The 12,634-nt window shown below is 64.0% G+C and carries 13 protein-coding genes; 6 read left to right on the top strand and 7 right to left on the bottom strand.

Annotation, left to right across the window (positions count from 1 at the left end; translation table 11 throughout):
- Position 1: 1 nt before the first annotated feature.
- From AC5P8J_RS02010 to AC5P8J_RS02000, 3 genes are all read right to left on the bottom strand, one after another.
- Entirely contained in the window at positions 2-979 is a 978-nt protein-coding gene (locus tag AC5P8J_RS02010; protein WP_227854133.1) for an LpxL/LpxP family acyltransferase, read from the bottom strand.
- A complete protein-coding gene (locus AC5P8J_RS02005; protein WP_227854134.1) occupies positions 957-1,679 on the bottom strand; it encodes a hypothetical protein in 723 nt (240 codons plus the stop codon). The genes AC5P8J_RS02010 and AC5P8J_RS02005 overlap by 23 nt, the downstream gene beginning before the upstream one ends.
- A gap of 68 nt (positions 1,680-1,747) precedes the next feature.
- A complete protein-coding gene (locus AC5P8J_RS02000) occupies positions 1,748-1,918 on the bottom strand; it encodes a hypothetical protein (protein WP_227854135.1) in 171 nt (56 codons plus the stop codon).
- Between the two features lie 602 nt (positions 1,919-2,520).
- Here AC5P8J_RS02000 and agp point away from each other — a divergent pair.
- Entirely contained in the window at positions 2,521-3,690 is a 1,170-nt protein-coding gene (gene agp / locus AC5P8J_RS01995; RefSeq protein ID WP_111098969.1) for a bifunctional glucose-1-phosphatase/inositol phosphatase, read from the top strand.
- Positions 3,691-4,184: 494 nt separating this feature from the next.
- On the opposite strand, the gene AC5P8J_RS01990 is transcribed toward agp, so the two are convergent.
- Positions 4,185-5,993: a DUF885 domain-containing protein gene (locus tag AC5P8J_RS01990; RefSeq protein WP_494540021.1), complete on the bottom strand. Its 1,809-nt coding sequence runs from the start codon at positions 5,991-5,993 to the stop codon at positions 4,185-4,187.
- Between the two features lie 112 nt (positions 5,994-6,105).
- Between AC5P8J_RS01990 and AC5P8J_RS01985 the strand changes: the two genes are divergently transcribed.
- Positions 6,106-6,462 carry a GFA family protein gene (locus AC5P8J_RS01985; RefSeq protein ID WP_227854136.1) on the top strand — a complete coding sequence of 119 codons (357 nt, stop codon included), beginning with the start codon at positions 6,106-6,108 and terminating at the stop codon, positions 6,460-6,462.
- Positions 6,463-6,494: 32 nt separating this feature from the next.
- Positions 6,495-7,274 carry a DUF4349 domain-containing protein gene (locus tag AC5P8J_RS01980; RefSeq protein ID WP_111099023.1) on the top strand — a complete coding sequence of 260 codons (780 nt, stop codon included), beginning with the start codon at positions 6,495-6,497 and terminating at the stop codon, positions 7,272-7,274.
- 31 nt (positions 7,275-7,305) lie between these two features.
- Here the strand turns inward: AC5P8J_RS01980 and AC5P8J_RS01975 are convergent, their stop codons facing one another.
- Together AC5P8J_RS01975 and AC5P8J_RS01970 are read right to left on the bottom strand one after the other, a co-directional pair.
- Positions 7,306-7,599, bottom strand: a complete 294-nt coding sequence (locus tag AC5P8J_RS01975; protein ID WP_021203661.1) for a hypothetical protein — start codon at positions 7,597-7,599, stop codon at positions 7,306-7,308.
- 68 nt (positions 7,600-7,667) lie between these two features.
- A complete protein-coding gene (locus tag AC5P8J_RS01970; RefSeq protein ID WP_111098966.1) occupies positions 7,668-8,612 on the bottom strand; it encodes a LysR substrate-binding domain-containing protein in 945 nt (314 codons plus the stop codon).
- Positions 8,613-8,727: 115 nt separating this feature from the next.
- Here AC5P8J_RS01970 and AC5P8J_RS01965 point away from each other — a divergent pair, with 115 nt between their 5' ends.
- Positions 8,728-9,600, top strand: coding sequence for a DMT family transporter (locus AC5P8J_RS01965; protein WP_329859100.1), 873 nt, complete (start codon positions 8,728-8,730; stop codon positions 9,598-9,600).
- A 581-nt stretch (positions 9,601-10,181) separates the two neighbouring features.
- Here AC5P8J_RS01965 and AC5P8J_RS01960 read toward each other — a convergent pair.
- Positions 10,182-11,084 (bottom strand): peptidylprolyl isomerase, encoded by a 903-nt coding sequence (locus tag AC5P8J_RS01960; protein WP_459389606.1) that lies wholly within the window; start codon positions 11,082-11,084, stop codon positions 10,182-10,184.
- Between the two features lie 136 nt (positions 11,085-11,220).
- Here AC5P8J_RS01960 and AC5P8J_RS01955 point away from each other — a divergent pair, with 136 nt between their 5' ends.
- Positions 11,221-11,586: a PadR family transcriptional regulator gene (locus tag AC5P8J_RS01955; protein WP_021203665.1), complete on the top strand. Its 366-nt coding sequence runs from the start codon at positions 11,221-11,223 to the stop codon at positions 11,584-11,586.
- A complete protein-coding gene (locus AC5P8J_RS01950) occupies positions 11,583-12,572 on the top strand; it encodes a sensor domain-containing protein (RefSeq protein ID WP_494540022.1) in 990 nt (329 codons plus the stop codon). The genes AC5P8J_RS01955 and AC5P8J_RS01950 overlap by 4 nt, the downstream gene beginning before the upstream one ends.
- Positions 12,573-12,634 lie beyond the last annotated feature (62 nt).

Genomic DNA, 12,634 nt, shown 5'->3' with positions numbered 1-12,634 from the left:
TTCAATCCAGGCATGCCGTATAACACGTGTGTGGCTTGGTTCGCGGGTCATTGGAGAACATGTGCCAAGCTTCATCGATTGTTTCGGGGTGGAACATCGGGAACTTGGAGGATTTCATGAAGTGTTGCCTGATGTACTGCCAATAGATGGCCTGAGGTCCGATTGCACGCTCAAGGAAACGATAGACTTCAGCCATCGTCCAGTAGTCAGCTACTTCAGATGGAAGCGATGCTCGCGTCTGTATAGGCTCGATGGCATCTCCGAAAGTAATAGTTGCTCGAAGATCCCGGTCAACGACGGAGATGGCTGGCAATATGTAACTTCCGGTTTTGCGCGCCATTGCGGCGGTTCCCAGCATGATGTCCAAGGGGCGCCCCAAAAATGGAATGCAATAGGCTTCTTCGCGAAAGCGGTGGACATCGGGCATCATGATGACTGCAGCTCTATTTTTCAGTGCGCGAAGCGCTATGCCTATCCCTCTGGCATTCGAGTGGATGATGCTCGCGCGGCATCCGGCGTGATTGAAGAGCCGGTGGTACAGGTCGTCGAACAATTCGTTGCCTGCATGGTTCTTTGGGTCGCCATAGAAGATGTAGATGTCACGCAGATGGCGAATGTGCTCCATCAGACGGACCGCAGACAGGATATAGTGGCCGTGATGCGGCAGTGCGATCACAACTCCCCTGTCGGCAGGGAGCTTTCCATCGATTGAGGAGTAGTCGGAACGGTCGATGCAGTGGACCGCCTCCAACAGTGACGGGCGGCAAAGGTCAGCCAACTGGGAGCTGATGGAGGCTTTCGATTGATACCAGCTGTAGTAGGAATCCATATCGAGTCCGCTGACTTCGCATGCGGAGAGGATGGCTTTCCTTTCCCTATCGGAAAGGGTCAATCCAAGCTGTTGCTCTGTCTGGACGCTGTGCCGAAAGGTGGCCTCCGGGGCAGGCTGACGACTCTCATGTGCTTGACTCTCGTGCATCCTGGACCTCCTTTGCTGGCTGCGATGCGCGGTAGAGGTTCTTGAGTTGTCCATGGAGCCAATCGAAATGCTTGGGATTGAAGTCAGGATGCTTCCAGTACATGTGCATCAGAGCTGAGTGAAAGACACGCTGACGGAATCTGCTCTCGGCTAGCCGTGTAGCAGGCCATAGCTTTGTCTGAACTGGTTGCGCGAGCCAGTCTCCTCCAAGCTTCTGGTTGGAATCCAGATGGTTCGAAATAGTGCGCAGAACGGAAGTGATGGGTGAGCAGGGTGGCAATTTGATCGTGTCATCGCATGTGCCTGTCATGATTTGAAATTCGTGGATGCTGTTGAGGACTCCTTCCACCAGAGGCAGGTAGCGCTGCTGCCCGTGGTGGGACGTCAAGACAGGAGCGTCAAGGCTGGATGTAAGCTGGTCACTGAACACGATAATGGTGTGAATTCCCGCATCACCCTCCAGTTTGCGAAGCGCGTCGGATGGCGTTGTCGAGTAAGCGGGATCTGTGCCAATTATCTCGGTGATCAATCCCCTTCTGCGGAGTTCGATAGCGCGATTAATATTGGATCGAGTCGTCGCGGCAATGATTGCGGTCGATGATGATGTGTCGTTTGGTAAGGGGAATGTTCCATCGCATCGCATGCGGCTTTGTTCTGGGCTTTTTGCTATTCGGCTCATGCCGTCATGACTGCGAGTCATCGTGATTCTGATCCTGTTTGATAGTGTTGATGACACGCATCCACGCCGCGTGCCATCAACGGAGTCTGTCAGCGCTCTTCGTAATTGTTCGATCCGCAGCAGTCACTGCTGAATGCGGCTGCTTTGATTTCGTCCGCCTCGGTTTCAAACACTGCGTCGAGGGATCTTGCATTTGCGCTGGATGATTTCATCCATGCGGCGACGGCGTTTGGATCTGAAATGGTTGCGGATGCGTGCATGACGTATTTCCTTTTATAGATGTGTGTTGATGACCAGGGCACATCCCTTGGTCGGCATCAAGAATGCGCCGTCCGTATGGCTACTTGCTGTCAGTGGTAGCGGGTTCGTTGCGTAGGACTTCTCTTTTAGTTTCTGCATCAGTCTCGTAGTCGAGCAAGCTGCTCTGCGCGTTGTGTCCGTGGCTTGTTCTGATGCCTGGAGCTTCTCTTGAATGTCGGGGCCGGGGATGTAGCGCAGGGCGGCGTCGAGATCCTGGATCGGTTCGGCGCTCGCGTGTATCAATCAGACGAGGACGTGACTCAGGGAGCATCCTCGAGTGGGAGGCGATCACTGGATATTTCACGACTGGATGCGTTTGCATCGCGTGTCGGGGAGGTCATGGGTTGACGGTGCTACCATCCCCATTCGGTAGCTCGGAGAACGGTCTGTTCACCGTTTTGACATTGCCGTGCCGACCGTTGATCAGCAGACATGGGCTCGAGACTCTATCTGCACTATAGGAGCAGTGATGCAGGTTCAATCGTGCTCAAAGACTCGGATGCACTTCCGTATCTTTCGTTGCCTATCGCTGGTGACGAGCCTTGTGACCGCTGTTCCAGCCATGGCGGACAATGGCGAGGTGAGCGGAACACGTGAGGGCTCACTTGAGCAGGTCATCCTGCTCAGCCGCCACAACCTGCGCGCGCCGGTGGTGGCGTCGGGCGCGCTGGCCAATGCCACTCCGGAGCGCTGGCCAGGCTGGGACGTGGGCGCAGGCGAGCTCACCACCAAAGGCGGCGTACTGGAGGTCTATATGGGCCGTTACATGGGCCAGTGGCTGCGTCAGGCGCAGCTGTTGCCGGCTTCGGGTTGCCCGCAGTTGGCTGACTTCCACGCCCATGCCAACAGCCTTCAGCGCACCCAGGCCACCGCGCAGTTCTTCGTTGCCGGTGCCTTCCCGGGCTGTCATGTCGCGGTCGAGCAGCGCATGGCGCTGGGCACGATGGATCCGATGTTCAATCCGGTGATCCACAACAGAGACACGGTCTTCCGCGAGCGCGCTATGTCGGCAATGCAGCGAGCGCTGGCCGCATCGGAACTGGCACCGGCACTGTCCGTGGTGGAGCAGATCACCCGCTACCCGCAGTCGGCGGCCTGTGCGGGGCACAGCGAGTGCCATCTGATGCTGGCCGACACGATCTTCAATGCGGAACCGGGCAAGGAACCACGCGCGTCCGGTTCGCTGGCCCTGGCCAGCGGGTTGGTCGATGCCTTGTTGATGGAGCACTACCAGGGCAGTGGCATCCCCCGCGAAGGCTGGGGCCGGTTGACCACCGAGGCGCAATGGCAGGCGCTGGCGCAGATCCGCAACCGCTACCAGGACATCCTGTTCGGAACGCCCGAAGTGGCGCGCGATGTGGCCGCCCCGCTGCTGGCAAGAGTGAATGCGTTGTTCGAGGACCCGGCATCGCCAAAGGTGAGCCTGCTGGTCGGCCACGATTCCAACATTGGTTCGGTGCTGGTGGCGTTGGGAATCACGGACTACAGCCTGCCGGGGCAGTACGAGAAGACGCCGATCGGCGGCCTGCTGCAGTTCGAGCGCTGGCGTGATCGTGGGGCCGGTGAAGTGCGTTACCGGTTGGTGTATGTCTATCCCACGCGCGAGCAGCTACGTGGTGCGATCCCGTTGACCGACGCACAGCCGCCGGGCCGGGTGGAGCTGATGCTGCCGGGCTGCGCGCAGTCGGGTTGCAGTGAAGCGCAGTTCAACAACCTGTTGCATTCACCTTGAATCCGGGATGGATGGCGGCGTCGCAGTGTGATGAGACGGAAGCAGCTTCGCGCCCCTTATGCTCGGATTCGAGTAGTCTCCAGCAATCAACCAAGCGATCCCGGTGAATCATGAACATCACGGACTTTCTTGTAATGGACGGTGATGGAGATGAAATATGGGCCGACCCCCATGGCAGCAACATTGCCTTTACGTGTTTTGATTGTGGATATCCGGTGGTGGCTGATGCCTCGGAGAACCAACGTGGGAGCGATGAGGATTGTCCCGCTGCCTGCCGCGGGTGTGGTGTGGAGTACTTCCTCGATTTGAGACTGGGCTCGAGGAAGCTGTATATCCACATCGTCTGATTGAGTGGCGGCAGAAGCGGTGCGAACCAAGGTTCGCACCCACCAGGATGGCAGTTCGCACTACCAGGATGGCAGTTCGCAACCGCCAGAACAGAAAACGGCCCGGGTTTTCCCCGGGCCGTTATCATTCAGCTCACACCGGCGCGATCACTTGATCGGCTGGTCCAGCATCAGCTGGCGGGCGAAACGCACCGGCGGTGCGCCGTAGGACAGCATCTGGTCGTGGTAGGCCTTGAGGTTGAACTTGTCGCCCAGCTTGTCCTGCATCGCCTTGCGGGTGTCGAAGTGTTCCTGCGCACCGACAAAGTAGGTCGGTAGCTGCGCCGAGGTCAGCTGTGCACGCACCCACTTGCCCGCTGCCTCGCTCTCCTGCTGGAACGCATCGTGGGTCATCAGGTGCATCGCCTTCTCGCGATCCCAGTTGTCCACGTGCACGCCCTGGTCGAGGATCGCGTTGGAGATCGTGCGCAGGTAGAACTTCAGCTGCACCAGGTGGAACAGCGGGTCGTTGTTGAGGTAACCCTGCTCCTGCATCATGCGCTCGGTGTAGACCGCCCAGCCTTCGGCGAACAGGCCCGAACGCAGCACCGCACGCAGGGTGGAAGGGAACTTGGCCGAATGCCAGCCCTCCAGGTAATGGCCCGGGGTGCCTTCGTGGATGCTCAGCAGGTGGATCATGCGCGAGTTGTACTCACGCAGGAACGAGTCGACCTGCTTGTCGTTCCAGTCGTCCGGAATCGGCGACACGGCGTAGAAGGTCTTCAGGTTCTTGTCCAGCGGACCCGGCGAATCGCAGTAGGCCACGGCCACGCCACGTTGGAATTCCGGCATCAGGATGATGTCCACCGGCGCATCGGGCAGCGTCATCAGGTCGTGCTCGCGCACGAATGCGGTGGACTGCTCCAGCGCGGCCTTGGCATCGTCGACGACCTTGTCGCGTGCCGGCTTGTCGGCGTAGGCCAGTTCCAGCGCAGCTTCGATCGCCTTCTGCTGCTGCTCGTCGGTCGGCTGGGCCGGCATCTCCGGCGCACCCGGCTTGTCCTTCAGCACGGTCTGCGCGATGCCGTACATGTCCTCGCGCACACGCTTGAGTTCGGCGCGCGCACGGTCACCGATCTCCTGGCGCGACAGCGAGGAGCTGAGCGCGAACTTCAGCTTCTGGTCGTACTTTTCCGCACCGATGCGGAAGTCGCCCTTGGCGTTCGGCACCAGGGTCTTGTCCAGCCAGGTCTGCTGCTCGTCCACCGCCTTCTTCAGGCCGTCGATGGCCGCTTGCAGACGCTGCTGGTCGGCCTGCGGCAGTTCACCGATGTGCGGGGTGATGAAGGTATCGACGATGCTGAGGATGCCCTTGTTCTGCTTGGCCACCGTCTCGGCGTGGATCTTCGGCACGCGCGCCGGATCCAGGTTCTCGCGGGCCTGGTCGAAGATCGCCGGCAGCTTTTCCATGCGCGCGGTGGCCGACTTCAGGCGCTCCGGCAGTGGCGCGAACTCGCGCGCCATCAGGCCGTAGATCGCGCTGCCGGCGATGCCGTTGTACAGCTGCGGGTCCCACTTGCCGGACTGCAGCACTTCGGCGTTCCAGATTTCCGACTGCAGCTGGTTGCGCAGGATCGCCGCGTCCACCTGGTTCTCGCGGCCCAGCTTGGCCACGTCGATCTTGTCCAGCTCGCCCAGCAGCGCCTTGTAGGCGGCCACGGTCTTCTGCTGGCCGGCGGCACTGAGGTCGTCCAGTTCGCTGTCGTAGCGGTGGTCACCGATCTGGGTGGCGCTGACCGGCGACAGCTGCATCCAAGTATCCAGCGCGCGCTTGGAGAGATCGGCGAAGGCGGCATCGACCGCCGCATCACCGGCCTGCTGGCTGGCGGCCGGGGTGGAAGCGTTGGTCGGGGCGTCGGCCGGCTGGCAACCGGCCAGCGCAGCGACCAGGGCGAGGGCAAGAAGATGCGGGCGCATCGGCATTCCTGTACGGGGTCAAACCCTGAGCATAGGGCCCCGTCGCTGCTTTGTCCCCGTGCCATAGGATTACCATGGGCGGATTCAAGGACCCTCCAAAGGAGCGCAGGACATGGAATACCAGGGAAGCTGCCATTGCGGCAGGATCGCATTCACCGTACAGGCCGAGGCGCCGATCAGCGACGTCATCGACTGCAACTGTTCGATGTGCCGGCGTCGCGGCAGCCTGCTGTGGTTCGCCCCGCGTGCGGCGTTCCAGCTGACCACCGATCCGGCTGACGTGGCCACCTACCACTTCAACAAGGCCCACATCGACCATCACCACTGCCGCGAATGTGGCGTCGCCCCCTACAGCGAAGCGGTCGATCCGCGTAGCGGCACACCGATGGTGGCGGTGAACGTGCGCTGCGTGCCGCAGGTCGATCTGGCTGGCCTTTCGGTGACCTTCTACGACGGAGCCGCACTGTGACGGGCGCGCGCGCCTGGACGCGCAGCCTGGCGATGCCGGTGGTGCTGCTGGCATTGGCGGGCTGCGCCAAGCAGGGCGACATGGCCGCGGATGCGGGCGCCCCGGCCGCCGAAGCGGCCGTCGCGTCGCCAGAAGGTGCGTTCCTCGCCTATGAACATGACGTGCAGGTGCAGCTGGAGGCGGCAAAGATCGCGCCGCGCATCCAGCAGATCGCCCAAGCCTGCCAGAGCGCGAAGTTCGGCGACTGCGCGGTATTGCAGGTCGACCAGCGCAGTGGCGAGCAACCCAGCGGTGAGGTCAAGGTGCGCATCGCGCCGAAGGGCGCCGAGCCGCTGATCGCGATGGCCGGTGAAGGCGGCAAGCTGCAGTCCCGCAATACGCGCGCCGAGGATCTCGCGCAGGCGGTGGCCGACACGGCATTGACCAAAGCGCGGCTTGAAAAGGAGCACGCCCGCCTGCTGTCCTACCAGGACCGCAAGGACCTGAAGATCGAAGATCTGATGGCGATCACCACGCGCCTGTCAGAGATCGAGGCGGGTGTCGAGCAGGCCAACAAGGACGCCGCGCAGCAGCGCCGGCGCATCGATACCCAGCTGGTGACGCTGCACTTCGAGACCACTTCGGGCCAACGCAGCCGAAGTGAGATCGGCGAGGCGCTGAGCGAGTCGGGCAGCATTCTCAGCACCAGCGTGGCGTTCCTGATTCGTGCTGTTGCCGCGCTGCTGCCGGTGGCGGTGCTGGCCCTGGTCGCAGCCTGGGGCGTGCGCGCATGGTGGCGTCGCCACCGTCGCAAGCTGCCGCCCAACCGCTGAGGTCGAGGCTGATGCCGGCAGCCCGCCGGCATCAGCCCTCGTCGGTTTCGTACTCGACGAACACATCCAGTTCCAGCGCCAGATCCTGCACGGCGTCGCGCACCTTCTGCGCGGTGCTTTCATTGCCCACTTCCACTTCCAGCTCGTGGATGCCCGGGCCGATGTCATCGGACAGCCCGGCCGAGCTGGAGTCGTCGTCGTCCATGTGCGGCATCAGGTCGTCGGTTTCCTCGACATGCTCGATGCCATCCAGGCCGAGCAGCAGGTCGCTGATGGCACGGGCGTCGTCTTCGGTTCCGGTAATGCGCAGTCGCAGCATGGCCATGGCGTAGGTACGTTGTGGAGTTGCCTGCAGCCTAGCCAGCATCGGGCAAAGAATGGGTGAGGGCGAAGTCAGGTGGGCGTGGCCGAGCGCCCGAGCAGGCTGTCCGGCAATGCCGGAATCGGTGTGCGTTCGTCCTGCGCCTGCTCCAGCAGCCAGTCGATGAACAGGCGTGCGGCCGGGCTGGGCGGTTGTCCTTCGGCATGCACTACGTGATACGCATAGCGCGCCTTCAGCGCCGGGCCGGGCAGGCGCACCACCTCGTAGCGCTGCAGGTAGGGCTGGGCGATGTGGGTGCGCGCCAGCACCGCGCCCATGCCATACACCGCTGCACGCATCGCGTCGGTGCTGTCGGCGAAGGTGTGCATGGGTGGCAGCGGCGACGGCGTGCGCACGCCGGCGTGGCGGAACCAGTCGCGCCAGCCCTGCGGCGACAGGTCGGTCAGCAGCGGCAGGTCGGCGATGCGCGCCGGATCGACCAGCGTTTCGACGCCGGCCAGTGCCGGTGAGGCGACCGGGAACAGGTAGTCATCCATCAGGTGCTGCGCACGCAGGCCGGGCCATTGGCCCAGGCCGTAGCGGATGCCCACTTCCGGGCCGTTGTCGTCATAGCGATCCAGCCCGCTGCCGGTATGCAGCTCGATGCGGATGTGCGGGTAGGCCTGGGTGAAGCGCGGCAGCCGTGGCAGCAGCCAGCAGTAGGACAGCGAGCGCAGCGTGGTGATGCGCAGCGGCACGCTGTCGGCATCCGGCTGCAGGTGATGGGCGACGGCCGCGACATCGGTGAAGGCGGCGCTGGCAGCGTCGGCCAGTTGCCGGCCCTCGGCAGTCAGGCGCACGCCGCGGGCGTGGCGTAGGAACAGCCGTACTTCCAGCACTTCTTCCAGGCGGCGGACGTGGTGGCTGACCGCGCTGGCGGTCAGGTGCAGCTCCTGCGCGGCCTGGGCGAAGTTCTGGTGGCGCGCCGCGACCGCGAACACGGCCAGTGCGGGTAGCAGGGAAGGGCGTAGCAGCATGTCGAGCCTCAAACCATATTTGTGGCTGGCAGCGATACTACGCGCTTGTGCCGCGGGCGTCTGCGCCTGATCCTGTCCGCCTTGGCGAAGAATTGACGATGTACGGAGGCAAGGCATGAATGCGGTCCCACAGGCGGCCGAGCGCGATTGGCGCACGCCGCTGGAATTGACCCTGCTGGGCGCCATCTGGGGCTGCTCGTTCCTGTTCATGCGGGTGGCGGTGCCGTCGTTCGGCCCGTTCGCGCTGGTCGAGGTGCGGCTGGTGCTGGGTGCGCTGGTGCTGCTGCCGTTCCTGTGGCGCGCCCGCGCGCAGTTCCCGCCGCGGCGCTGGCTGTGGCTGGCGCCGATCGGCCTGATCAATTCGGCGCTGCCGTTCGTGCTGTTTGCCTATGCCGCCGAGCAGGCGCCGGCTGCGATCGGTGCGATCTGCAATGCGATGACGGTGCTGTTCGCCGCGCTGATCGCGTTCCTGTTCTTCGGCGAGAAGATCGGCATGCGCCGTGCCGGGGCGCTGCTGGTCGGCTTCGCCGGCGTGGTGGTGCTGGCCACGGCCAAGGTTTCCGGCCTGAGTATCGGCACCGCAGTGCTGGCCGGTGCGGCGGCATCGCTGCTGTACGGCCTGGGCGTGAACCTGGTGAAGCGGCACATGACCGGGTTGCCGTCGGCCGCCGCTGCGGCGGCAACGCTGTCCTGCGCCTCGCTGTGGATGCTGCCGATGGCGGTCAGCCACTGGCCGCAGGCGGCGATTCCGGCCAGGGCCTGGGGCGCGGCGATCGCCCTCGGCGTGGCCTGCACCGGGCTGGCGTTCCTGATGTTCTACCGCCTGATCGGCCGTATCGGCCCGTCGCGTGCGTCGACGGTGACCTACCTGATTCCGTTGTTCGGTGCGGCGTTTGCGTGGTTGTTCCTGGGGGAGGCGGTGACGGTACAGATGCTGGTGGCGGGGGCGTTGATTCTGGGGAGCGTGGCGGTGAGTCAGAAGGGCTGAGGCGTTGGCGTTTTGCGCGTGGCGCGTGCTGAAGGTGCTTCATTGTTCATGGGCGTTACTTTTCTTTGTACGCAAAGAAAAGTAACCAAAAGAAACGTTCCGCCGGCCGCGAGCCGGTGCTGCGCACCGGTACCCTGCGCTCCTCGGCCCGTCGAGGGACGGCGCGGGAACTCGCTGCGCTCAAACACCCGCGCCTCTTCGCCCTCGCCGGACCTGCGGTGCTCGGCTCGCTCAAGGCGGACCCAAGATCAAAGGCAAAAGCGGTCGCTTCGCTCGCCGGGCCCGGCCCGGCACTACCAAACATCGTCGTGCAGCTGTGGCTCTTGACCTTGAGTCCGCCTTGAGCGAGCCGAGCATCGCAGGGGAATCAGGGGCGAAGAGGTGCCGATGTCTGAGCGCAGCGAGTTCGGCACCGTCCCCTGATTCACCGAGAAGCGCAGGGGACCGACGTGCGAAGCACGGCGGCTCGCGACCTGGCGGCGCGTTTCTTTTGGTTACTTTTCTTTTCGCGCGAAAAGAAAAGTGACGCCCATGAACAGTGAAGCACCTTCAGCACGCGCCACGTGCAGGAAGCCAGGCTCCTACCGCACCGGCACCGGAATATTGCACAGATCGATATGCCCGGCCGGGCGCTTGTAGAAATCATCCACGCGGTTGCGCCGCGCCTCCACCGTATCGGCGAAGGTCTTCGAGTCGGTACGCAGTACCTGGATCGGCGTGCGCTCGGCCGCCGGCACGTCGCTGGCACGGCGGATCGACAGGATCGGCGTACGCAGCTTCGGGTCGGTGTAGAAGCCCATCGGCGCCGGTCCGCGCCGGGTCGCGCTGAGCAGTTCCATGCCCTTCAACACGCGACCCACCAGCGTGATGTTGCGGTCCAGCTGACGCGGTGACTGGCCGGTCACCACGTACAGTTCGGCGCCGATGCTGCTGTCTTCCTCGTTACTGCGGCCGGCGCCGAGCATCCCGTAGCAGTGCGCCAGCCAAGCCTTGCCGGCTTGCGGGTCCTGGCCGACCGGGAAGCCGTCGACGAAACCGGTCTGCGCGGCCCAGCCGTCGCGGTCCGGCAGCACGCTGACCTTCAGGCCGGCGCTGGCGCGCTCGAACTCGGCCGGCAGCTTGCGCGTGGCACTGCCGAACGGCTTGGCCTTGGCTGCGTCATCGGCGTCGGCATCGCCGAACTGCACCACGAAGTTGTCCTGCGAGCGGTAGATGCTGGTGCCGTCCCAGAAGTGCTCGTGGGCGAAGGTCTGGATGTTGGCGACATGGCGGGGGGCGAACTGCGGCGCCAGCTCGATGATCACCCGCCCCGCCGGCAGGTCCATGTACAGCAGGTTGGCCGGGTCCGGCGTGCGCCAGTCGCTGGCCGCCGAGGCGTCGAGGACCTGCTGCGGGCTGCGGTACGGGGCGGCAGCGCTGGCCAGCGAGGGCAGCAGGCAGGCCAGGGCGAGGGCGGTCAGGGCAAGGCGACGACGGTGCGGCATGGGAACCCCGGAACATGAACGAGGCTTCAATTCTGCGCGAGCCGCGCAGTCGCGCCAACCGGCAGAGTGACTAACGACACATTCGCTATACCGAACTTCGCACTACTGTGGACTTCAACGTAGTGGAGGGCAGGTCATGGTCGAAGACGATGTCCACCTGAAGAAGTTCCAGAAGGAGCTCAGCGCCGGAACCGTGTCGCTGGCCCTGCTGGCGGTGCTGGCCCGGGCCGGGGAGCCGCTGTACGGCTATCTCATTGCCAAGGAGCTGGAGCGGGTGGGCGAGGGCGTGCTGAGCGGCAAGCAGAGCGCGCTGTACCCGGTGCTGCGCAACCTGGAGGGCGCCGGGCTGCTGGAAAGCCATGTGGAGCCATCCAGCAGTGGTCCGCCCCGGCGCTACTACCGCATCAATGAACGTGGCCGCGAGGTTCTGGCGCAATGGCGCCAGGCCTGGCAGGCCACCCGCGATTCCGTCGATTCCGTGTTGGAGGGGGTACCGCAATGAACGACCCGAGCCTGGCAGGCCGCGCCCTGCCGACCACCATCCCGCAATACCTGGCGCAGCTGCGCGCGGCGCTGGAAGGTGCCGATCCGGCGATGGTGCAGGACGCGCTGTACGACGCCGAGGAGTACCTGCGCTCGGAGCTGGCCGCGCAGCCCGGCCGCAGCGAAGCCGAGGTCATCGCCGACGTGGCCGGCAGCTATGGCGCGCCGGACGAAGTGGCCGAGATCTACCGCGAGACCGAAGTGACGGTGAACCGCGCGCTGCGTACGCCGCGTGCGGATACCGCACCGGTGCTGCGTGCGGTGGCCGAAGCCAGTGGCGTCGAGCCGGCCTCACCGCCGCCGGCGCCGGTGCAGCGTTCGCTGCTGGCGCGTGTCTTCGGCGTGGTGACCGATCCGCACACCTACGGTGCGCTGTTCTACATGCTGCTGTCGCTGGCCACCGGCATCTTCTTCTTCACCTGGGTGGTGACCGGCCTGTCATTGTCGCTGGGCCTGCTGATCCTGATCGTGGGCATTCCGCTGACCGTGCTGTTCTTCGGCTCGGTGCGCGGGCTGGCGCTGCTGGAAGGACGGCTGGTGGAAGCGCTGCTGGGAGAACGCATGCCGCGCCGCCCGCGTTACACCGACCGCAGCCGCACCTGGCTGCAGCGCATCGGCGACATGTTCACCGATGGCCGCACCTGGCTGACCCTGCTGTACTTCGTGCTGATGCTGCCGCTCGGCGTGGTCTACTTCACCATCGCGGTGACGTTGCTGTCGCTGTCCCTGGGGTTCATCTGGGCACCGGTGGCCGCACTGTTCAGCGGTGACATTCCGGGCGTGTACGTCGATGGCGTGAACGTGTTGCCGATGGCCGCTTCGCCGCTGGTGGGCATCGTGATCGCCGCCGTGGGCGTACTGCTGCTGTTGTTGACCATGCACCTGGCACGCGGCATCGGCAAACTGCATGGTCTGATCGCCAAGAACCTGCTGGTGCGGTTGTAAGCGGGAGCCCAGGCTTCGGTAGGTGCCAACCTTGGTTGGCACGATCGATCGGATGCCGGGAT

Source organism: Stenotrophomonas sp. YJH_SMC_37 (assembly GCF_059370035.1).
This window is presented reverse-complemented; position numbering and strand designations above follow the sequence as displayed.

Bases quoted from the DNA above. Each gene is read 5' to 3' on its own strand.
- AC5P8J_RS01950 (WP_494540022.1), top strand. From the start codon at position 11,583: ATGAACGACCCGAGCCTGGCAGGCCGCGCCCTGCCGACCACCATCCCG.
- AC5P8J_RS01990 (WP_494540021.1), bottom strand. From the start codon at position 5,993: ATGCGCCCGCATCTTCTTGCCCTCGCCCTGGTCGCTGCGCTGGCCGGT.
- AC5P8J_RS02000 (WP_227854135.1), bottom strand. From the start codon at position 1,918: ATGCACGCATCCGCAACCATTTCAGATCCAAACGCCGTCGCCGCATGG.
- AC5P8J_RS02010 (WP_227854133.1), bottom strand. From the start codon at position 979: ATGCACGAGAGTCAAGCACATGAGAGTCGTCAGCCTGCCCCGGAGGCC.
- AC5P8J_RS01970 (WP_111098966.1), bottom strand. From the start codon at position 8,612: ATGCTGCTACGCCCTTCCCTGCTACCCGCACTGGCCGTGTTCGCGGTC.
- agp (WP_111098969.1), top strand. From the start codon at position 2,521: ATGGCGGACAATGGCGAGGTGAGCGGAACACGTGAGGGCTCACTTGAG.
- AC5P8J_RS01985 (WP_227854136.1), top strand. From the start codon at position 6,106: ATGGAATACCAGGGAAGCTGCCATTGCGGCAGGATCGCATTCACCGTA.
- AC5P8J_RS01960 (WP_459389606.1), bottom strand. From the start codon at position 11,084: ATGCCGCACCGTCGTCGCCTTGCCCTGACCGCCCTCGCCCTGGCCTGC.
- AC5P8J_RS01965 (WP_329859100.1), top strand. From the start codon at position 8,728: ATGAATGCGGTCCCACAGGCGGCCGAGCGCGATTGGCGCACGCCGCTG.
- AC5P8J_RS01955 (WP_021203665.1), top strand. From the start codon at position 11,221: ATGGTCGAAGACGATGTCCACCTGAAGAAGTTCCAGAAGGAGCTCAGC.
- AC5P8J_RS01975 (WP_021203661.1), bottom strand. From the start codon at position 7,599: ATGGCCATGCTGCGACTGCGCATTACCGGAACCGAAGACGACGCCCGT.
- AC5P8J_RS02005 (WP_227854134.1), bottom strand. From the start codon at position 1,679: ATGACTCGCAGTCATGACGGCATGAGCCGAATAGCAAAAAGCCCAGAA.
- AC5P8J_RS01980 (WP_111099023.1), top strand. From the start codon at position 6,495: ATGCCGGTGGTGCTGCTGGCATTGGCGGGCTGCGCCAAGCAGGGCGAC.